General features: G+C 46.4%; 11 protein-coding genes. 8 read left to right on the top strand and 3 right to left on the bottom strand.

The features are described 5' to 3' along the window. Positions 1-43 precede the first annotated feature (43 nt). The 5 genes from AB3N00_RS16145 to AB3N00_RS16125 all read left to right on the top strand — a co-directional run bounded on the left by AB3N00_RS16145 (position 44) and on the right by AB3N00_RS16125 (position 16,999). Entirely contained in the window at positions 44-14,026 is a 13,983-nt protein-coding gene (locus tag AB3N00_RS16145) for an amino acid adenylation domain-containing protein (RefSeq protein WP_413035513.1), read from the top strand. Positions 14,027-14,053: 27 nt separating this feature from the next. Beyond that, positions 14,054-14,200, top strand: coding sequence for a hypothetical protein (locus AB3N00_RS16140; RefSeq protein WP_413035512.1), 147 nt, complete (start codon positions 14,054-14,056; stop codon positions 14,198-14,200). Between the two features lie 145 nt (positions 14,201-14,345). After that, positions 14,346-14,960: a TetR/AcrR family transcriptional regulator gene (locus AB3N00_RS16135; protein ID WP_100527643.1), complete on the top strand. Its 615-nt coding sequence runs from the start codon at positions 14,346-14,348 to the stop codon at positions 14,958-14,960. Between the two features lie 72 nt (positions 14,961-15,032). Continuing rightward, on the top strand, positions 15,033-16,271 hold the full coding sequence (locus tag AB3N00_RS16130) for an MFS transporter (RefSeq protein WP_413035511.1): 1,239 nt from the start codon (positions 15,033-15,035) through the stop codon (positions 16,269-16,271). Between the two features lie 17 nt (positions 16,272-16,288). After that, positions 16,289-16,999, top strand: coding sequence for a thioesterase II family protein (locus AB3N00_RS16125; protein ID WP_413035510.1), 711 nt, complete (start codon positions 16,289-16,291; stop codon positions 16,997-16,999). A 106-nt stretch (positions 17,000-17,105) separates the two neighbouring features. On the opposite strand, the gene msrA is transcribed toward AB3N00_RS16125, so the two are convergent. Beyond that, positions 17,106-18,068, bottom strand: coding sequence for a peptide-methionine (S)-S-oxide reductase MsrA (gene msrA / locus AB3N00_RS16120; protein ID WP_413035509.1), 963 nt, complete (start codon positions 18,066-18,068; stop codon positions 17,106-17,108). 248 nt (positions 18,069-18,316) lie between these two features. Next, positions 18,317-18,928, bottom strand: a complete 612-nt coding sequence (locus AB3N00_RS16115; protein WP_413035508.1) for a TVP38/TMEM64 family protein — start codon at positions 18,926-18,928, stop codon at positions 18,317-18,319. Positions 18,929-19,126: 198 nt separating this feature from the next. On the opposite strand from AB3N00_RS16115, the gene AB3N00_RS16110 reads away from it, so the two are divergent. After that, positions 19,127-20,065, top strand: a complete 939-nt coding sequence (locus AB3N00_RS16110; protein ID WP_413035507.1) for a Gfo/Idh/MocA family protein — start codon at positions 19,127-19,129, stop codon at positions 20,063-20,065. Positions 20,066-20,122: 57 nt separating this feature from the next. Further along, positions 20,123-20,437, top strand: coding sequence for a hypothetical protein (locus tag AB3N00_RS16105; RefSeq protein WP_413035506.1), 315 nt, complete (start codon positions 20,123-20,125; stop codon positions 20,435-20,437). 21 nt (positions 20,438-20,458) lie between these two features. On the opposite strand, the gene AB3N00_RS16100 is transcribed toward AB3N00_RS16105, so the two are convergent. After that, a complete protein-coding gene (locus tag AB3N00_RS16100) occupies positions 20,459-21,277 on the bottom strand; it encodes a helix-turn-helix domain-containing protein (protein WP_413035505.1) in 819 nt (272 codons plus the stop codon). Between the two features lie 159 nt (positions 21,278-21,436). Between AB3N00_RS16100 and AB3N00_RS16095 the strand changes: the two genes are divergently transcribed. Next, positions 21,437-22,549 (top strand): Gfo/Idh/MocA family protein, encoded by a 1,113-nt coding sequence (locus AB3N00_RS16095; RefSeq protein ID WP_413035504.1) that lies wholly within the window; start codon positions 21,437-21,439, stop codon positions 22,547-22,549. Positions 22,550-22,733: the final 184 nt, after the last annotated feature.

The following is a 22,733-nucleotide window of genomic DNA, read 5'->3' as shown; positions in this document are numbered from 1 at the left end:
GACTCCTTCAGCTACCAATAGACTTAAGGGGAGGACATAAGGGATGATGAACAAACCGGAAATTGCTGATATTTATCCATTATCTCCAATGCAAGAAGCACTGCTGTTTCACTCGCTTTACGACCAGGGAGATGTATATTTCGAACAAATGATTTTTACGATTGAAGGGTTCGTTGATATTAAGGCATTGGAACGCTCCATGAACAAAGTGATTGAGAGATATGATACGCTTCGGACGATCTTTATTCACGACAAAATCAACAAGCCACGACAAATCGTATTACGAAATCGAAATATAAAGTTGGATTCCCTTCACTTGACTGAGCCAGATCCTGCTGAGCAACGGAAGATAATCCGGCGAATGGCGGAAGAAGACCGGCAGCGGTCCTTTGATTTGTCCAAAGATATCCTTCTTCGGTTGCAAATGATCCAAACCGGCCCGGCGGCGTATACCCTTATCTGGAGCAATCATCATATTCTGATCGATGGATGGTGTCTTGGCATCATTTTTAAGGAGTGGTTCTCTCTATATAAACAGGAGATCCACGGAACACCTGCACAACTCGAGCGTGTTATTCCTTATAAAAGATATATTAAATGGTTGGGTAAGCAGCGGGAGACCGAAGCCAGAACCTATTGGAAAAATTATTTGTCAGGTTACGAGCCAGGAGCCGACTTCCCTGTGGAAATGGCTCTGGACTCATCGGAACCCCCGTCGATTAAGGAGATTACGTTTAACTTGGGCAAGGTGCTGACCGAGCAATTAATGGAAGTTAGCAGTCAATATCAGGTCACGATGAGCAGTCTTTTTCAGACGGTATGGGGAGTGGTACTTCAGTACTACAGCAATTCTGACGATGTGGTATTTGGAACTGTGGTGTCTGGAAGGTCTGCTGCCATACCGAATGTGGAGAAAATCGTAGGTTTGTTTATTAACGCTGTACCCGTAAGAATAATGTCGGATGAAAAACAGTCGTTTGCGCAATTACTGAAAGAGACACATCAAAATGCGATTCTGTCTGAGGAGTACAGCTATCTGTCTCTCGCGGAAGTACAAGCCGAAGCAGGTCAGAATGGAACGCTTTTTAATCATATTATGGTGTATGAGAACTACCCGTCCAGTGCCAGCATGTTTGATACCAAACAGATCGAACTGGGGTTTGATATTACATCCATTGAAGCTTATGAACATACCAATTATGATCTTAATATTTCCATAGGACCAGGTGAGGAGATTCGGGTCAAGATCAATTATAACGAACAGGTGTATTCGGACTCTTTTATCGAGCGTTTGTTTAGTCACCTGAAGCAAGCCTGTCTATTAATAGCTGGGGAACCCGAGATAAGTGTTGCAGATATTCATATCCTGACTCCGGAAGAAAATAACATGCTGGCGAAAGGGAACGAGACCAAGGCAGACTATCCGAGAGAACAGACAATTCCTGAATTGTTTACCCGACAGGCACGGTTATATCCTGATCATCCAGCGATTCAATTAGCTCAACAGACGTGGACCTATGCTGAACTCCATGCTCTGGTTGAAGATTGGACCATCGTGTTACAAAGCCAAGGCATCAAGCCAGGAGACAGGGTGGGTTTGGTTGCCCGGAAATCCATGGAGATGATTGCAGGCTTGTTGGCTATTATTCGGGCTGGTGCTGCCTATATTCCGCTTGACCCCACATTTCCTGCCGAAAGACTGACCCATATGCTTCACGATAGTGGTGCACGATCCCTGCTTCGTCTGACCGAGGTAGCGTTACCCGAGTATGAGGGTTTTATCGTAACCCGGGACATGCTGATGATGAATAAAGGCTTCAAGAACCAGGATAATCACCAAGATTGCGAGGTGCTTTCCGAACCTCATGATGCTGCATACATCATATATACTTCGGGTTCAACTGGAAAACCAAAAGGGGTTGTGGCAACCCATCAAAATATCATCAAGACCGTGCTGAATAACGGTTATGTGGAACTGAATTCCAATGATCGGATTTTGCAAATCTCGAATTATGCTTTTGATGGAGCTACCTTTGATATTTACGGGGCTTTGTTGAATGGCTCAACGCTTGTACTCACTACTGATGAGCAGATGCAGAATGTATCTGCGCTTGCTGAGATGTTCGCCAAGGAAGAGATTTCGGTCGCTTTTATGACAACTGCGCTATTTAACACCATGGTGGATTGGAACCCCAACTGTTTTAGTAAGGTGAGACATCTTCTGTTTGGCGGTGAGAAGGCCTCGATTAGGCATTTGAACAAGGCGTTCGCCGTATTGGGACCAGGGCGGTTATTACACATGTATGGACCAACGGAAACGACAGTTTATGCAACATATTATCCAGTTACGCAGCCTGATCAGGCACCTATAGGCAAACCGATCCATAATACCACTGCTTATGTCATGAACTCGAAGCGTAACCCGATGCCCATTGGTGTGACGGGACAGCTATACATCGGTGGGGAAGGGTTGGCCAGTTACCTGAATGCTCCTGAACTGATGCTGGAACGCTTTGTCGATAATCCACTCGTGCCCGGCCAGAAAATGTATAAAACTGGAGATCTGGTTAAACGTCTGCCTGATGGAAATTTGGAGTTCGTAGACCGGAAGGATCATCAGGTCAAAATTAGAGGTCATCGTATTGAACTGGGCGAGGTGCAGGAGAAGATGAGAACTCTTTCCGCTGTGGAAGATGTTCTTGTCACGGCATGGCGGGATGCCCAGGGGAATTCCAATTTATGTGCATATATCATTCCTGTTCCATATACAGATGCCCCTGATGAGCAGAATCAACAAATTCAGGAATGGAAGTGGGCTTTGAAAGCCCATTTACCCGAATATATGATTCCTGCCACATTTCAGATTCTTCGGGTGTTTCCGCTCACTTCCAATGGGAAGATCGATCGAAAAAATCTCCCGCTGCCAGAGACATTGAACCAAACAGGGAACCTGTCTCTGTCCGGGGAAACCGAACATAAACTTGCACAAATCTGGAAAGATGTGCTCGGCTGTAAACCGGGTGCTGGGGATCACTTTTTTGAAGTCGGGGGTCACTCGTTGAAAGCCATGATGCTGGTAGCCAAAATACATAAGGAACTGGATGTGAAACTTTCCTTGCATGATGTGTTCCAGGCACCGGTGCTGCGGGAGATGGCGGTGTGCATAGACAGTTCTCGCAAAAGTGTATATAAGGGGATTCCTGCCGCGGAACGACAGGACTCGTACCCGGTATCCGCATCGCAGAAAAGAGTTTATATTGCACAGCAGCTTGCTCCCTTGGAGACCAGTTATAATATGCCAATGGTACTGGAGATTGAAGGGAAACTTAACCGGGACAAGCTTGAAAGTGCCTTCATACAGCTTATACAACGGCACGAGGTTTTGAGAACCCGTTTTATCTGGTCTGGTGAACACTTGCGTCAACACATTCTCGAGTCTGCGGAATTAAACTGGAAGCTATTCGACTATGAAATGCAAGAACAACAAGTGGAGGTGTATCTCGGCAAGGATGCTGTTGATGGTAAGAAAACGATTATTGCCTCACACCTTGAAAAATTCGTGCAGCCATTTGATCTCTCAACTGGTCCGCTTATTCGTGCAGCCCTTGCTCAAGTCGCATCCGATCGCAGTCTCTTGTTCATTGATATTCATCACATCGTGTCTGATGGTGTATCCACCGGAATCATTTATAAAGAGCTAACCCAATTATACGAGGGAGAAGAGCTATCACCTGTAAACCTACATTATAAAGACTACTCCGTATATGAACAGAATGAGCGTTCGAGTCAGAGATATGAGGATAACCGGAATTACTGGTGTGCAGAGTTCGAAGGTGATCTTCCGAGTTCAGAGATTGTACCTGATTATATCAGACCTTCCGTCCGATCTTATGAGGGAAATTCGATTTCATTTCAACTTGGAACGGACCTCACGGATCGCCTTAGGAGCCTTGCTGCTCAGCACAACACCACATTATATGTTATTTTGCTTGCTGCTTATAATATCATGTTATCCAAATATACCGGAGAAGAGGATATTGTGGTCGGTTCGCCAACAGCCGGAAGATATTACGAGGATGTTCACAGTATGGTCGGTATGTTCGTGAATACACTGGCGCTTCGTAATCAGGTGCCAGGTGAACTCACAGTAGATGAATTCATACGTCGGGTGAAATCCCGTTTCGTTGAGGCGCAAGAGCATGGAGAATTCCCTCTGGAGGACCTGCTCGAACATCTTCAACTATCCAGGGATCTCAGCCGTCATCCGTTGTTCGATACACTTTTTGTACTGCAAAATATGGACATTCCTCCAATCCAGCTTACGGGGATCACATTTACTGCAGCCGAGTGGGACTGGAATCATGCCAAATTCGATATGACATGGGGTGCTCAGGAGGGGCGCCATGGCATGAACTGGACAGTAGAATATGCCTCCTCCATCTATAAGAAGTCGACCATTTTGCGGATGATTGATCATTACAAAACATTACTTGTGCAAATGGTTGATGCCCACTTCATGAAACTGAAGGAAATCCATTTGTTAACGAATGATGAGCAATCCACCATGCTTTCTTGCAATGAAACTCAGGCACAATACCCACGTCAAGCCAGTATCCCGTTGGTACTCGAGCAGCAGGCTGTCCAAACTCCTGATCAGATCGCTGTTATTGATGAAGACCAGAGTCTGACATACAGGGAATTCAACGAGGTGACAAATCAATATGCACGGGTACTGATGGAAAAGGGAATGAAGCAGGGGGACATTGTGGGCTTGCTGACCGATCGTTCTCTCGGTATGATCATAGCGATCTTCGGTATTCTCAAGACAGGTGCGATGTATATTCCTATGGATCCTTCCTTTCCCGAAGAACGCAAACGCTTCATTGTGGAAGATAGCAATGCCAACTGGCTAATCACAGGCAATGCGTTAACCATAGCCGAATGTGCAGCACGTCATTTGGAACTTGAAGCGATCCTTCAGGAGGCAGCAAATGCACAAGAGCAGATGAGAGATTGGAGGTTGCCTGCGATTCCACCGGAAGCAACAGCTTACATGATGTATACATCAGGCTCAACCGGTAAGCCGAAAGGCGTAATGACCAGCCATCGAAATATTGTCAAGACATCTATCCACAATGGCTTTGGAGATTTGTCCCCGTCTGATCGGGTGCTACAAGTATCCAATTATGCATTTGATGGCTCAACCTATGAGATTTACGGAGCGTTATTAAACGGCGCATCACTCCTATTAATCGCCAAAAATACATTACTCGATGCTGCAGAGCTGGCCAGAACGATGGATGAACAACGCATCACGTCTGCTTTTATGACGACGACATTGTTTAATACCATGGTCGACTATGACATTACGTGCTTCAGGCATGTGAGAAAGCTCTTTTTTGGCGGAGAGAGCGCATCGATTAAGCATGTGCTGAAAGCACTGGATTACCTGGGCGAGCATCGTATTGTGAACGGGTACGGACCGACGGAAACGACTGTTTTTGCAGCGACCTATTCGGTTGAAAACAGTTTGCGCCAATATGATCGGGTTCCCATCGGAAGGCCAATACACAATACACGACTATATGTGCTTAATCGGTGGAACCAGCTGCAGCCGGTGGGTGTTCCCGGGGAGCTGTACATCGGAGGTGAAGGTGTATCGAAAGGATATCTGAACCAACCAGGTTTGACAGAAGAACGCTTTGTTCCAGATCCATATGTCCCTGGAGAGACGATATATCGGACAGGGGATTTGGTAGTCTGGAGAGAGGACGGCCAACTGGAGTACTTGGCAAGAATGGACAATCAGGTCAAGATTCGAGGCAACCGGATCGAGCTCGGCGAAATCGAAACCAGGCTGAAAGCCATCTCCTCCGTGAATGAAGCTGTGCTGCTAGCACGCAAAGAGGAGCGTGGTGAGGGTCTCTGCCTGTGTGCATATGTCGTACCCAACGATAGTGCGTTGAAGCGGGTAGACAGCTCCGAGCTGACTTCTGAGTGGAAGAATGAGTTGAGGCAGGTACTTCCGGAATACATGATTCCTGCGTTTATACTCGTTGTGGATACCATACCGATGACATCCAATGGCAAGGTGGATCATGCTGTTCTTCCCATGCCTGCGGCTATGGGGAATGCGGATGAAGTTATACAGCCTGAGAACCTGTATGAAGAGCAATTGCAGCATATCTGGTCCGAGGTTTTGGGCCAGGGTCATCCCGGCATGTTGGAATCGTTTCTGGATCTTGGGGGACATTCGCTTAAAGCCATGACCATGGTAGCCAAAATCCACCAGATATTTGATGTAAAGCTAAGTCTGCAGGATATATTCAGCCACCCTACCATCCGGGAGCAGGCAAAGCTCATTCAGGGTAACGACAAGCTTCATCGGCATATCCCACTGCCTTCTGTGAATCAGGGTACAAGTTATAGCGTATCTTCTGCTCAGAGAAGATTGTATATTATTCAGCAAAATGAACATATCGGCACCAGTTATAACATGCCCATGGTATTGCGAATCGAAGGCCATTTGAATATTGATCAACTCGAAAATGCGTTGCTTCGGCTGATTGAACGCCATGAGTCCCTGCGCACCTCTTTCTTGATGGAAGAGGAGGAGGTTAGACAGCGGGTACATGTGTTGAGCGAGCTGGACTGGAAACTCCAGATAACAGAAGTTAATAATGGCACCTCGGAATACGGGGCTGTGGATCAAGACGAGGAGGCATGGGTGGCATCCTGTATTTATCCTTTTGATATGTCAGCCCCTAGTTTGTTTAGGGCTTTTGTCCGCAGACAATCGGATACGGAGCATCTATTGTTGCTGGATGTTCATCATATCGTCTCGGATGGGATATCAACAGCCATTATGTACGACGAGTTATTCAGGATATATGACAACGAAGAGCTTCCTATTCTGAATAAACAATATAAAGAGTACGCTGCATATGAGCAGCTACAGCAGTCAACGGAAACCTATAGTGCTGCTCGGGACTACTGGCATAAGCTGTATGAGGGAGAGGTGCCTATACTGGACTTCCCTCTGGAGAATGTGCGCCCCCGAGTACAGCGTTATGAAGGAGCGCAGCATACGTTCCTGTTGGGTAACGTGCTTGCCAAGCGGGTGACCGATCTGGCTGCAAGTCAGGATACGACCGTGTATGTTATGCTGTTAGCCGCATATTACATTCTGCTGTCCAAATATAGCGGGCAGGAAGATATCGTTGTAGGCACACCGGTTGCAGGCAGAGATCATGCCGAAACGGCTGCCATCGTGGGAATGTTTGTTAAAACGTTGCCTTTGCGAAGCGAAATCAAGCCGGACCTTACGGTTGCGGGGTATATGGCATCATTGAAGCAGCGGGTACTGAACTGCTCCAATCACGCCTTATATCCTCTTGAAGAATTGCTGGATCATCTGCAAATTGTCAGGGAACCCAGTCGTCATCCCCTGTTCGAAACGTTGTTTGTACTGCAGAACATGAACACGGCACAGTTGAAGGCGAATCAGCTGAATATTAGTCAGATGGGAACACCTACAGGACGATCCAAGTTTGAGATGACCTGGGCTGGACATGAGATGAATGAAGGCATCTCCATGACCGTTGAATACAACACGGATTTATTTTCACATGAGAGGATTCAACAATTGTCTTCACACTACACCCACATTCTTGAACAGATGACCAGCAATCCTAATCTGAGCATTAACGATATGGAGTTGTGCACAGCTGAGGAAATCCTATATTTTAAAAAGCTTGAAGGACAGATTGTAGAATACCCACGAGAATTATCAATACCAGAGCGGTTTGAAGAGCAAGTCAGACAGCACGGAGATCGCTCTGCGGTGATCCTGGGCTCCATGAGCATGACCTATAGTGAGCTGGGTATGAACGTTAATCGAATGGCTGCGATGTTAAGACAGGAAGGAGTACGTCCCGGAGACAGGGTCGGATTGCTAACGGATCGCTCCATGGGGATGATCGTGTCCATACTCGGCATTCTAAAATCCGGAGCTACGTATGTTCCACTTGATCCAGGATTTCCACAAGAGCGCCTAGCCTACATGCTTGAAGATAGTCAGGTACGATTGTTAATGGCTGAGCAAGGTCGAGACGTTCCTGGATTTCCGGGGAAAACGGTGGTGTTGAATGAACAGTGCTGGACTGGAAGTGTTAGGGCAGAGTTTGTGGGGAACCCAGTCGCGCAGCCGGATAATGCAGCATATGTGATGTATACATCGGGATCAACCGGCAAGCCAAAAGGGGTTGTAACCACACATCGTAACATTATGAAGACCAGTATCAAGAACGGCTTCAATGACATGATGCCCACGGATCGTGTGCTACAGTTGTCCAATTATGCTTTTGACGGATCGACTTATGACATTTTCGGAGCTTTGCTGAATGGTTCCGCGCTTATCTTGATTTCCAGAGAGGACATGCTGCATATTACAGAACTGGCCCGTACATTGGATGAACAGCGAATTACTACTGTCTTCATGACGACGGCTCTGTTTAATACGCTGGTAGACTTCGACTTGAGTTGTCTGAAACATGTGCGAAGACTTTTTTTTGGTGGGGAGCCCGGTTCCAGAAAACATGTCCTGAAGGCACTGGATTATCTTGGTCCCCATCGCATTATTAATTGTTACGGCCCAACGGAAACGACTGTTTTTGCAACAACATTCTCTGTGGACGAGAGTATGCGGGACAGAAGCAATGTGCCTATAGGCTGCCCAGTTCACAATACACAGGTATATGTGCTTAATCCGTGGGGAAAGAGACAGCCAATTGGGGTACCCGGAGAACTCTATATCGGAGGAGAAGGACTGGCACTGGGTTATTTGAATCAACCAGCATTGACGGAAGAGCGATTTGGTAAGAATCCGCTGAAGTCAGGAACAAGACTCTATCGTACAGGAGATTTGGTGAAGTGGTTACCTGATGGAAACTTGGAATTCCTGGATCGTTTGGATCAGCAGGTCAAAATTCGTGGCAATCGAGTGGAGCTGACAGAGGTCGAAAGCAGGCTTCTTGTATTGCCGGAGGTTAAAGAGGCGATGGTAACATCTGGACGGGATGAGCAAGGGCACTCCTTTCTCTCAGCATATATCGTTCCTCATTCGACATCTGAGCCTAGGCTGGCGGGTATTATTCGGGAACAGTTGCTTCACGATCTTCCAGATTATATGGTGCCTTCAACATACACCTTGCTTGACTCTTTTCCGCTCACCAGTAATGGTAAAGTGGATAAGAGAATGCTTCCGAATCCACAGCCCCTGTTAACCGAGAGTTATGTTGCACCAACCAATCCGCTCGAAGCTGAACTGGCCGAAATTTGGACCAATGTTCTGGGGTTATCAAGAGTGGGCATTCACGACCATTTCTTTGAACTGGGAGGACATTCTCTCAAGGCTATGTCTCTTATTGCCCAGATCCATAAAGCTTTTGATGTAAAGTTTACGGTACAGGATGTGTTTACCTACACTTCCGTGCTGGATCAGTCCAAGTTTATTCAAAAAGCTAGAGGGACCCATCGTTATGCATCGCTGCAACCTGTGACGGTTCAAGATACCTATCCTGCTTCGTCGGCTCAGAAGAGACTATTTTTCCTTCAGCATATGGATCAGCAGAGTACCAGCTACAATATGCCAATGATATTTGAAATTGAAGGTGAACTTTCTGCTGAGCGACTCGAGGAAGCTTTTATCTCCCTGATCCATAGACATGAATCTTTGCGTACGTCTTTTGAACTTGTTCAAGAGGATCTCAGACAGCGTATATGGCCTGCAGCAGACTTGGAGTGGAGGATGGAGCGTACATTGGCTGAACGGAAGGAACCAGCTACAGCTGATACAAAGACGTACGTTCATTCGTTCATTCGCCCCTTCAATCTCAGAGATCACAAGTCGCTTATTCGTGCAGGCTTGTTAAGTACTTCAGCAAATAAGCATATTCTGGTTGTGGATACTCACCATATTGTTTCTGATGGTACATCGACCGGTATTATCTTCAGTGAACTGTTTCAGTTGTATGAACAACAAAAGTTTGAGCCGCTTCCTGTTCAGTACAAGGAATATGCTGTCTGGGAACAGGAACAGAAGAACGCGGAAAGCTATCGAAGCAGTGGGGAATACTGGCTCAATCAATTCCAAGGTGAACTATCGGTGCTGAATCTTCCTTATGACAATTCCTATGGCAGAACGGATAGAGCTACTGGGGCACGAGTAGAGATGCAGCTTGGAGCAGAGCTGACTGAACAGCTGCAGAAGCAGGCAGAAGAGAATAAAACAACGTTGTATACGGTAATGATGGCGGGCTATTCCATCCTGTTGTCCAAATATGCCGGACAGGAGGATATCATCATCGGTGTACCTACAGCCGGGCGGGAACATGCAGATATTGCATCCGTCGTTGGCATGTTCGTGAATACTTTGGCATTGAGATTGAGGCCCGAGGGAGAGATCGAAGTAGAGAGATACATTCAACAGGTTCACACCCAGTTGCTACAGGGCTACGAACATGGGATGTATGCTCTTGAGGAGTTAATTGAACAGCTGGCATTGCCCAGAGCACTGAACCGCCATCCGCTATTTGATACGATGTTTGTGTTGCAGAACATGGAGCACTCATCACCTGAAGCGAGTTCGATCTCCATACGTCAGATGCCTTCTGGATCGAGTGAGCCCAAGTTCGATATGACATGGGGAAGTGTTGAGCACGCTGGAGGCCTGAGCCTAACCGTTGAATATAATGAAAATCTGTTCTCTTCGGAAACGATTGAGCGCATGATGCATCATTATAAACATATTTTGCAGCAAATGGTGATCCGCCCTTATGAGCAAATCATGAAGATTGAGATGTGTACTCCGGAGGAAAGGCTGCACCTGGCAAGTCTCGAAGGAGAGATCGTAGATTACCCGAGGGAAGAAACGATATCACAGAGGTTTGAAAAGCAAGTGCTGCAATATGGGGATCGTCCATCCGTTGTGATGGGTACGGAGGAGATAACCTATGGAGAGTTGGAGATGAGGGCCAATCTGCTTGCAGAGATACTCCGACTGAAGGGAATCGCCTCGGGTGGAGTGGTAGGATTACTGGCTAATCGCTCCATAGGCATGATCGTATCCATTATGGGGATTTTGAAGGTGGGAGCTGTATATGTACCGCTTGATCCGACTTTCCCGGAAGACAGGTTAGCCTACATGCTGAGAGATAGCCAAGCCCAACTATTGATATCTGAAGTTAATCTGGGCGTACCTGATTTTCAGGGTCAAACGATATTGCTAGACGAACGCTTATGGGGTGAAGTGGCCAAGGAAGAGGTTGTATCTGACCGGCTTCAAACGTGGACGGCTGATTCACCTGCCTATGTCATGTACACATCTGGATCGACTGGTGCACCCAAAGGAGTCGTCACCACGCATCGGAATATCATGAGAACAAGTGTGAATAATGGGTTCATGGATATGGGGCCGGAAGATCGGGTTTTGCAGTTGTCCAACTATGCATTCGATGGATCAACCTATGAAATATTTGGCGCATTGCTTAATGGGGCTGTTCTGGTGCTGATTCCCAGGGAGGACGTTGTACACACAGCTGAACTTGCCAGAACGCTGAAAGAAGAGCGGATTTCCTCTGCTTTTATGACGGCTGCACTGTTCAATACCCTTGTGGATTATGATGTGACCAGTCTGACACATGTTCGCAAACTGTTTTTTGGCGGGGAAGCAGCCTCCCGAAGTCATGTTCTAAAGGCTCTGGATTATCTGGGTCCACACCGATTGGCTAACGGATACGGACCTACAGAGACGACCGTTTTTGCTGCAACCTATACTGTGGATGAAACGCTGAGAGATAGACGGAATGTACCTATTGGGCGTCCAGTTCACAATACCAAAGTCTACGTGCTTAACCGTTGGGGACAAAGGCAGCCGATTGGTGTTCCGGGGGAACTCTATGTTGGTGGAGATGGCCTGGCCTTGGGGTATCTCAATCAGCCTGCTCAGACAGCAGAACGATTCATTGAAAGTGTTATTACACCTGGAGAGATCATTTATCGCACTGGCGATTTGGTCAGATGGTTGCCTGATGGAAATCTGGAATATTTGGATCGCCTGGATCAGCAAGTCAAAATTCGTGGCAATCGCATTGAACTTCCCGAAATCGAGGATCACTTGATATCACTACCTGAAGTGAGGGAGGCTGTAGTTGTTCCAAAACGGGACAAACAAGGCCATTCCTATCTTGTGGCCTATGTTGTACTGCAATGGGAAGAACAGGCTGCACAGGAACAACTGGCTCATATCAGGCAAGAGTTAAGTTCAATTCTTCCACAGTATATGATCCCGTCTAGATTTGAGTTTCTGAATAATCTGCCGCGCAACTCCAATGGAAAAATAGATCGAAGAGCCCTGCCAGAGCCCGTCAATCAACTGACGAGTGGCTATTGTGCCCCCGAAAATGCGCTTGAACAGGATTTGGCATTGATCTGGGCAGAGGTACTTGGCATTGAACGTGCAGGTACAGAGGATCATTTCTTTGAACACGGTGGACATTCACTGAAAGCCATGATGTTAAATACACTTATCCAAGAGCAGCTTCATATCCGGATAGATCTTCAGGATGTATTTAAGTATCCGACGATAAAGTTGTTGGCCGCTTACATCCAGCAGCAAGGAGCAGCCCTTTATCATGATGAATATGAGCCTATTCAGCCTGCACTTGAACAGAGCACCTATCCTGCAACGCCTTATCAAGCTTACGGTTACGAAGCAAGCGAGGACAATAATCATTGGAATATGCCAATGGCATTTCATATCAAGGGAAGACTTCAGGCGAAGCGGCTGGAGAATAGTTTTAGGGCTTTAATTGAACGCCATGAAGCTCTGCGTACCTCATTGCACAACGAGGGAGGACAAGTGGTTCAGCGTATTCACCAAAGGACTCCTTTTGACCTGATTCAAGAGAACGTTGAGTCAGAATTAGACAGAATACGTATCATGGAGTCTTTTATTCAACCGTTCAATGCAGCACGGCCACCACTTCTTCGTGCGAAGCTGCTCCATATGGGAGAAGAGGATCATGTGCTTCTGATGGATATGCATCACGCCATATCGGATGGTACATCCGTAGGCATTCTGATGCACGAGTTGATTCAGCTCTATCAGGGGATAACGCTTCCGCTTGTCCAGTTACAATATAAAGATTATGCCGTTTGGCAAAAAGACAGGCTTGATCGGGGAGGATATGCAGAATCCCAAATTTTCTGGAAGGAAGTACTTCGCGGCTACCAACCTTTTACGGTAAGTAGCGAACGTGTAAGTGACAAGGACATCATTTCTTATGTGGGAGATCAGATAGTTGTGAAGCTACCTGCAAGCCATCTCGTACAAATTAGAGAAAAGCTCCATGATTCAAGCTTAACGGACTACGCTATTTTATTTTCGGTATATCTGCTTACGTTGCATCAGAAGATGGAGAGAACGGACCTGATTGTAGGAACGTATGCATTTGGCAGAAGAAGACCTGAATTGCAGGACACGGTTGGTTTGTTTATTAATTCAATTCCATTGCGAAACATCATATCAACTGGGGATACCTATAACGAATATCTTCTTAAACTTCAGGCGAATCAGATACGGGCTTTTGAACATCAGGAATATCCATATGAAAAAATGCTGAAAGATGCAGGTTTCTCTTCTGCGCCCGATGGGGATTTGCTGTTTGATACGATGTTTAATTTAAACAATTTTGCTGACCGCTCTGTAGAAATCTCCGATATTCAGGTTTCTCCGTTTACGTATGAATGGAAGTTCAGTGAATATGAGATCTATGTTACAGCTCAGAAAGTTGGAGAACATTTCAGTATCCACTTTGACTATCGGGTGGCAAGCTTCAGCAGGGAGGAGATGGAGCGGTTTACCGATCAGTATCTGAGATTATTCGAACATATAGTGGAGAAGCCTTATATCCTTATTGATCAACTGAATCATATGAATCCATGGAAAGGTTCTGTGATACACTAATATAAACCATTCATAGGAGGAGAAAAAATGAGCAAATTTTTCAAATTCGGAGTTGTAAGGGACGAAGAAGTACCCGAAGAGATCAATGAACTGGTTGAAGAAACAGAAAAGCTACCTGAGACGATTACGCAAGAACTAAGTGATGCTTTCAAAGACGAAGATGAAGATAATTAATCAATAAACAAGAAATTTAAATTTTTCTATTGTACCCTCTTGCAAATCTCAGGAAAATATGAGATATGTAAGAGGGTACATACATAAAGTGCATTGACGGAAAATTTTGGGTGTGATACTATTAGACTGAATGGTCAGTCTTTTGATGGAGGGGTCTTCAATCGAAGTCAAACGGAGAAAAGATGTTGCTCAGATCAAGAAAGATATCGCTCGTAATACCAAAGAGTTATTTGCCCAAAAGGGATATAGTGCAACCTCTATGGAGGACATATGTACAATTAACAATCGAAGTAAAGGCAGTATATATTATCATTTCAAAAGTAAGGAAGAACTCTTCATGTATCTCATCAAACTCAATAACGAAGAGTGGATGGATTCATGGCTGGAAAAGGAACATCAGTATGAGACGTCCGTAGATAAACTATATGGTCTTGCAGATCATTATGTTGACGATTTGGCGAATCCGCTCAATCATTCAATTAACGAGTTTGTCTCAGGTCAGGTGGTCAGTCAAGAGATGCTGGATGAGATGCTTTCCCTGATCCGAATTCCTTATATGACTTATGAGCGGATCATCTCAAAAGGGATTGAGGATGGCGAGTTGAAACCGGAAGATCCACAAGACTTAATGCACATTATTAACGGTCTTTTTAACGGATTAAGCACACTTTATTATGAGAAGGATCTGACCGATATCAGACGACTCTACAAAAAAGGTATTGCCAGCATGCTAGTGGGCATCCAACAACTTCAACAATGAAAAGCTGATGTATAATCAGTTTTTCTTTTGAAAATTAATAAACCGGACAGTCGGTTTAAAGGGAGATGGAGAATGAGCACGTTGTTCAGGAACAAAGCTTTTCTTATCGTCACAGGGTCTGACCTGCTGCAGAATCTGGCTATATGGATACGAAATATGGCGATCCTCTATTATGTGATGGATCAAACCCAGGGCAATCCCATAGCGGTCTCGCTTATAACGGTCCTTGAGTACGCTCCGATTTTCGTTTTCTCCATTATTGGCGGTGCACTTGCTGATCGCTGGAATCCCAAACGTACAATGATACTGGGCGACATGCTCAGTGCATTATCCATTGTAATGATTATTGCCGTCTTGTCTTCTGGTTATTGGCAGATTTTATATGTCGCCACTTTTGTATCCTCTATCGTTAGTCAGTTTTCACAGCCATCATCAGTGAAAATTGTGAAGCGAAATGTAGAGGAAGAGCATGTGCAGTCTGCAATTGCCATTACACAGAGTGGTCAATCTCTTTTCTTAATTCTCGGGCCTATCGTCGGAACTTTCATATATACCGTTATGGGGATTCAGGCTTCAATGTATGCCTTGCTGATTTTATTCATGGTGTCTGCTATTTTACTAACGTTTCTGCCGAAAGATTCCGCCCGGCGGGAAACGGACACATCATTAATTACGGATATTAAGGAGGGATGGCAATATGTTGGTCAATCCCGTTCATTAAAAATGCTTAGTTTGGTATTCGTCTGTGTGGGGCTCTCCTCCGGTTTGATCAGTCCACTTGAAATATTCCTGATCACCGAACGTTTGGGACTTGAGCAGACGTCGTTACAGTTTCTGTCTGGGGTATCCGGATTGGGTTTACTGATCGGTGGAGGAATCGCTGCCGCTCTTAGTGGCAAGTTGAATCAAACCTTGACTCTAATGGTAGGTGTACTGTGTCTGGCCGTAACCACGATGGGAGAAGTGTTATCCAGTTGGTTCTGGCTGACTCTTGTGATAAGTTTCCTGAGCTCCATCAGTCTGGCTTTTATTAACGTCATTATCTCCACGTACTTGGTAACCCAGATCGATGAGCATTTAATCGGGAGAGTTAATGGTACCATCACACCGTTATTCATGGGAGCCATGCTTCTTGGATCTTCGATGGCAGGCGTGCTCATGAATAACACATCATTATTTATCGTCTATGTCATAGCGGTTACTGTAATGGTCCTGAGTATCCTTCCAGGTATGAGAATTCAATTTCACAATGAGCAGACCACTCCCGTGAACACATTGAATTCTGAAGTCGCGCATCAGGCAGTAGACTAGTAAATTGGAGGAAGTTCATGAATTGTATACATCTCATCTGCTTTCCCTATGCTGGGGGTTCATCCATGATGTATTACCGCTGGCGCAATAACCTTCCTTCTTTTATTCAGTTACATTCTGTGGAATTGTCCGGTAGAGGCCGAAGAATGAACGAACCCCTCTACACATCCATGGAACAGGCTGTGGAGGATGCCTATCTATCTATACCATCCCACTTGTTTGAAGAGAAAATTGTTCTATTTGGATATAGTATGGGAAGTCTTATTGCTTATGAGCTGGCCCACTATATTAAGGATAAACAGGGCAGAGATCCGGCTCATCTTTTTGTGGCTGCAAGAAAGGCACCGCATATAGCAAATCATAAAAAAGCGATACATGCTTTGCCTCATCATGAGTTTATACAGGAAATGTTGAAACTTGGGGGCATGTCTCCAGAAGTCTTTGAAAACAAGGAATTGGCAGAGATTTTTGTTCCTTTGCTCAGGTCTGATCTGCATATGGTTGAGAGCTACAAGTGGGCGGGGTCCAGAGAGCCATTAAATACAGATATAACGGTTCTTGCAGGGGCCGAGGACTTGATTCCCATGGAACACATGCATGCTTGGAACCAGGTAACAAAGGGAAGTTGTACCCTAAGTGTCTATCCAGGTGACCACTTCTTCATCAATCAGCAGTATAACCGAATAACGGAGCAAATCACCCGTGTACTGAGTGAGTATCATGTCTAAAGGTTGTTAAAATTCGCAAGAAAACAAGAGCAACGGGAAATAACCCGCTGCTCTTGTTCTTTTTGACTATGGTTTGAATCTACGCTTCAATTACTTGGACTCCATATTACTTGAAAAGGATAGTGTATTCACCGTATCCTTCTTTCTCCATATCTTCTTTTGGTACAAAACGGAGTGCGGCAGAGTTAATGCAATACCGCATGCCTCCAGCTTCGGCAGGACCGTCATTGAACAGGTGCCCCAGATGGGAATCTCCTTCACGGCTTCGAACTTCGGTACGAATCATGAAGTGGCTGAGGTCTGTTTTTTCCTTCACATTATAGTTGCGCAATGGACGCGTGAAGCTTGGCCAGCCGCAGCCGGAGTCGTATTTGTCAGTGGAACTGAACAAAGGCTCGCCAGAGACGATATCCACATAGATTCCATCGCCATGGTGATCCCAGAACTCGTTGTGGAATGCTGGTTCCGTTGCGTTGTTCTGGGTCACTTCGTATTGCAGCGGCGTCAGCCGCTCCTTCAGGCTGCTTTTATCCACATTGCCGGACCAGTTGCGCTCGATGAAATCTTCGCGTCCGGAGCCTTTGCGATACCGTTTGTAGTGGGCCGGGTTTTTGTGATGGTAGTCCTGATGATGTTCTTCGGCCTCGTAGAATGGTTTGGCAGGCAAAATGGGCGTGAAGATGGGCTTGTCAAAGCGTCCGCTCTGCTCCAGAGCCGCCTTGGAAGCTTCCGCAATCTGACGTTGTTCCTCACTGTGATAGAAAATTGCCGTCTGGTAGGATGAACCCCGGTCATGGAATTGACCGCCAGTATCTGTCGGATCAATCTGCTGCCAGAACAATTCGACGAGCTTCTCATAAGGGAAGATGGCAGGGTCAAACGTAATTTGAACGGCCTCTACATGTCCTGTTGTTTCCGAACAGACCTCCTCATATGTTGGATTCTCGGTATGTCCTCCTGTATAACCCGATACAATCTTATGGATTCCGGGCAATTCCTCAAAGGGGGATACCATACACCAGAAGCATCCGCCTGCAAACGTTGCTTTTTCACTTGAATGTTGTTCCATGCTATAGTCACTCCATTTCTGATGAAGATCCAGCGCTCGTTTTCGAGTTGTCGCTCCACTTGTTATGGACATTCGTCCAAAGCCAAAAGTCGCTCCTTTTCGATCACTCGCTCCAGCAATCTACCGTTTTTATTGAAACTTGTTAACACAAGAATTCGGCTTGCTCTTCTATTATATCCTGAATTGGCAAGCCAACCAAGCCGGACCGGGACAATGACTATCATGAGATGCATTCGGATAAAAATGATTCAGCCCTTTTTTCGCGAACGAAAACGGAACAGCAGCAAAACAATGCCCATAAATCCGAGATATCCCACTAAAATGAGCAAACTTAGCCAGATGGATGTTTCCGCTTGAGCACCCGCATAGGCAAAAACAAAAATCGCAGGCATCTTGCCAATGGCTGTGGCGACCATGAAGACCCAGAATGGCGTGAAGGTAATGCCAGCATAGATATTGACCGCGGTTTGAGGTACAACAGGCAGCAATCGAAGGGACATGACGCCCATGAAAGGATGAGCCTCCATCCAGTTGGTGAACCGATTCAGTCCACGGATGCGATCCAGGTAAGCTCTTGCCTGATTACGAAAAACATATCTGGCCCCGGCGTAAACGAGAAGCGCAGCGAGTGTGGTACCCACCCAGCATACCCAAGCTGCTGTCGTGGTGCCGTAACTGTACCCGAACGCTGCAATAACAAACTTATAGGGAATGACGGGAACCAGGGCAAACAATGCTGCTATGCCAATAAGAAGAGGGATGGACGGATTTAGATCGGTCCATGCCAGCAGTTCATATCTGTAAATAAACGTGACTCCGGCGAGCAAAACATATAACAGGAGCCATAACCATTTTCGCAAATCCCAAACGCTCCTTTCAGGTCAGGATATTCTTCGAACGTCCTGTTCCCATAAGCCTTTCTTCCCAAGTGTACCACGTTCACCCATGAACCGGATAATCCATTCCTGGTCTCCTGCTGATCACTGGCATGTTGCTGCCTGAAGGGTTACACTATAGGACGTGGAACTTAGAACTCATCTGAAGGTGGAATGCTTATCATGGAAACAACGAAGCGAACCCGTGCTGCGATCATCGGACTCGGGGATATTGCACGTAAAGTGTATTTACCTCTCCTAACCGCTCATCCGGAAGTGGAGATTGCAGGAATAATGAACCGATCACCCGAGCCGGTCAAGGCTATTCAGCATACGTATAGATTAGACAACGGAACGACGGATCTCAAAGAACTGCTGTCCTGGGATCTGGATGCCGTGTTTGTACATACAGCGACGGAAGCACACTTTGACATTGTGATGCAATGTTTGGAACGGGGATTGGCTGTATATGTGGATAAACCGCTGTCCTACACGCTCCGTGAATCGGAAGAGATGACTGCATTTGCCGAGGCACAGGGGTTGCTGCTCGCTGTGGGATTTAATCGCAGGTTCGCACCTATGTATCAAAAAGCGAAAGCATGGATGGAGGGCGGACAAGGATACGAATCCCTGACGTTAACGAAGCATCGGACAGGCATTCAGGATCGTCCCGCAGCCGAAACCATCTATGATGATCTGATTCATATGCTGGATCTGTTGTTATGGTATTCGGATCATAATGTGGAACTGGTTCATCAATGGATACGCAAGAATGAACTGGACCAGCTGCTGCATGCTGCAGGATCCGCCAAGCTTGGAAGAAAAGCCTATGGCCGGTTCGACATGGTGCGTGAGGCGGGGGCTGATCTGGAGAAGATCGAACTCCATGGGGGCGGCAGATCGGTAGAAGTCGTAAATATGGAAGCGGCGAGATATGCCGCACGTGGAGAACTTGAACGGAACGAAACATTCGGCAGCTGGGATTCCGTATTAGCCCGTAGAGGGTTTAGCGGGGCCGTGGATCATTTTCTGGCCAACCTGAATACACCGGACGAGTGTATCATTAGTGCGAGTCATGTGATGGATAGCCATGAACTGGCCGAGCAACTGATCCGCAAGTGATTTTTTTTTTTTGTGAAAAGGGAATGAAGAACATAACTCATATGGAGGAATTACATCATGGATGAATATGAAAAAGAACGCAGAAAACAGATAGAGGAAGCGGTCGTTGAAACCTACAAACAGGAAGAGGAAATGATGATTCTGGTCTTCGCCCAGTGGTGTGTCAATCATGGACTGGACCCAGAAGAGATGTACCGGCAAGCCTATCCGGACCAGCAGAGCAATGAACGACTGCAGCAAGTGCTGAAGCTGGTTGTGCCGAAGGAGGAAGCCGGGGAGATCCCCGACGATACCGTTCTGGGTGTGTTGTCCATGTTTGGCAACGAAGATCTGGCCATGGTCGTGTCCGAGGCGATCGCCGCGCGCAAATAAGCAGAATTGACGTATGATACCTTACATCTGTTCCCGGTGAATAAGGCGAAATTCCTTGGGCGACATGCCGAACCGGGAGCGGAACACGCGGTGGAAATACGTATAATTGTTAAATCCGGACGATTCGGCTACATGTTCCAGTGTCATCGGACTGAAGATGATCCGTTCTCTGGCCATGTTCAGCCGTACATCCAGAGTGTATTGCATAATGCTTTTGCCAAACGCTTCTTTGAAGAGGTGAACACCGCGTGAAACGCTGATGCCAACATGGGTAGCCACATCTTCAAGCTTGAACAGGGAGGAAGCATTCTCCTCGATATAATTTTTTATTTCATATGCCACATAATTGGTATTCGTAATCGTTGGATGCTCAGAGAGCAGTCGGTCCACTTCCAGACACAGGATACGCATGTAATAACTTGAGATCTCAGGATATGGATTGGAGATTCGGCGCTGCTCCAGCACGAGTTGACGGAACAGGGTCAGCAGGCTTTCGGTCAGTTCGACCTTAATCCGGTTTGGCCTCTTGTGGCGTTCCCACCATTCATCCACCCAGGAACCATTGAAAAAGATATGGTAGTCACCGCTCTCTACAAGTCGTTCCCCCATCGGATTGCGTTCATTGTCTACTTTGAGTTCATAAGGCTCGTCCGGACTGAAAAGAAGCAGATCGCCCGCATCAATGAGTGACATCTCGCCATCGATCCGTGCCCGGCAGCGTCCATCGGTCTGCAGCCTCATGAGATAGTTCTTAACCCCTTCGGGATGAATACCCGCATAGGGTTTGCGGTGAAATGAGAAGCCTGCTGTAAGAACCTGGCAGGAATAATCGGTCGGCATTGGCATACTCCTTGCAATTTGAAAATTATGACCAGATAGTTCATGTTTCGATCATATTATTCATTTTAATTGAACCCAAAACGGAATACCATAGTATTAAATTCAAGGCACAACATTCATGCACAGCTTCTCACCATGCGTAAGGAGATGAACGTCACATTGGAGAAAATAAAAGCAGGCATCATCGGGTGCGGAAACATCAGCGCCATCTATCTGGAGAATCTGAAAAACAGTCCCCTTATAGAAGTTGTAGCTGTAGCGGACTTGATTCGTGAACGCGCTCAGGAACGGGCAGATGAATTTAATATCGCAAACGTTTACAATGTAGATGAGTTGCTGCAAAATAAGGAAATCGAGCTTGTGCTGAACCTGACGGTGCCTGGCAGTCATGCCATGACCGATCTGGCTGTGCTCGAGTCAGGCAAACATGTGTATGCCGAGAAACCGCTGGCCATTTCTCTTGAAGACGGTCGCAAGGTTATTGAGCTTGCTGAAGAGAAGGGGCTATATGTCGGATCCGCACCGGATACCTTCCTTGGGTCGGGCATCCAGACTGCACGACAGGCCATAGAAGACGGTCTGATCGGGAAGCCGATTGCGGCTACTTCATTCTTCATGGGTGGCGGACCAGAAGCATGGCATCCGGATCCGGAGTTCTTTTACATTGCTGGAGGCGGGCCTATGTTTGATATGGGACCTTACTACCTGACCGCCCTGGTTACACTGCTCGGACCGATTCGGAGAATCAGTTCCTCTGCAGGCATCCAGATCACGGATCGCGTCATTGGATCGGGTCCGAAAGAAGGGACACCTTTGCGGGTACAGACTCCGACTCATCTGGCAGGAACCATCGATTTTACGGACGGTGCCATTGCCACGATGATTACCAGCTTCGATATCCGTGGAGCAACGGACCTGCCGCGCATTGAGATTTACGGCACTGAAGGCACGCTGAGTGTACCTGATCCCAACTTCTTCAATGGGGAAGTGAAACTGCGCAGATTCGGTCAGGACACGTGGGAGACGGTAACCCCGGTTTTCGAGAGCAGACAAAACGAACGTGGAATTGGTGTTACCGAGATGGTCGAATCCATTCGTGCCGGACGTGAACACAAAGCCAGCGGCAAGCTTGCATATCACGTGCTTGAAGCCATGCACGCATTCCAGCGCTCTTCATTAGAGGGCAAGCACATCATGCTTGAGAGCACCTATGATCCAATTGCAGCAACCAAAACGGATGAAGATCAGACAGAAATTGTACAATCGCATTAAAGCAATCACATGTTCAAAGTGAAGTAAGTGCCAGGACATAAGGATGGTTTTTCCACGGGAATAACCAGTATTGTTACGTTTAATTTCAGGATAGAAACGCTCTTGATTTTCCACACTATTAAGACAAACTTGTGATCTGAACGGTACATTTATGCAGTTCTTGGTTCATTTAATCAGCAATTAT

Source organism: Paenibacillus xylanilyticus (genome assembly GCF_047246825.1).
Taxonomy (GTDB): Bacteria; Bacillota; Bacilli; order Paenibacillales; family Paenibacillaceae; genus Paenibacillus; species Paenibacillus xylanilyticus_B.
Note: the sequence above shows the minus strand (reverse complement) of the source record. Positions and strands in the feature narration are given on the sequence as shown.

What these genes read in the sequence shown, in the direction of transcription:
- AB3N00_RS16145 (WP_413035513.1), top strand. Translation starts at nt 44, where the DNA reads ATGATGAACAAACCGGAAATTGCTGATATTTATCCATTATCTCCAATG.
- AB3N00_RS16140 (WP_413035512.1), top strand. Translation starts at nt 14,054, where the DNA reads ATGAGCAAATTTTTCAAATTCGGAGTTGTAAGGGACGAAGAAGTACCC.
- AB3N00_RS16135 (WP_100527643.1), top strand. Translation starts at nt 14,346, where the DNA reads ATGGAGGGGTCTTCAATCGAAGTCAAACGGAGAAAAGATGTTGCTCAG.
- AB3N00_RS16130 (WP_413035511.1), top strand. Translation starts at nt 15,033, where the DNA reads ATGAGCACGTTGTTCAGGAACAAAGCTTTTCTTATCGTCACAGGGTCT.
- AB3N00_RS16125 (WP_413035510.1), top strand. Translation starts at nt 16,289, where the DNA reads ATGAATTGTATACATCTCATCTGCTTTCCCTATGCTGGGGGTTCATCC.
- msrA (WP_413035509.1), bottom strand. Translation starts at nt 18,068, where the DNA reads ATGGAACAACATTCAAGTGAAAAAGCAACGTTTGCAGGCGGATGCTTC.
- AB3N00_RS16110 (WP_413035507.1), top strand. Translation starts at nt 19,127, where the DNA reads ATGGAAACAACGAAGCGAACCCGTGCTGCGATCATCGGACTCGGGGAT.
- AB3N00_RS16105 (WP_413035506.1), top strand. Translation starts at nt 20,123, where the DNA reads ATGGATGAATATGAAAAAGAACGCAGAAAACAGATAGAGGAAGCGGTC.
- AB3N00_RS16100 (WP_413035505.1), bottom strand. Translation starts at nt 21,277, where the DNA reads ATGCCGACCGATTATTCCTGCCAGGTTCTTACAGCAGGCTTCTCATTT.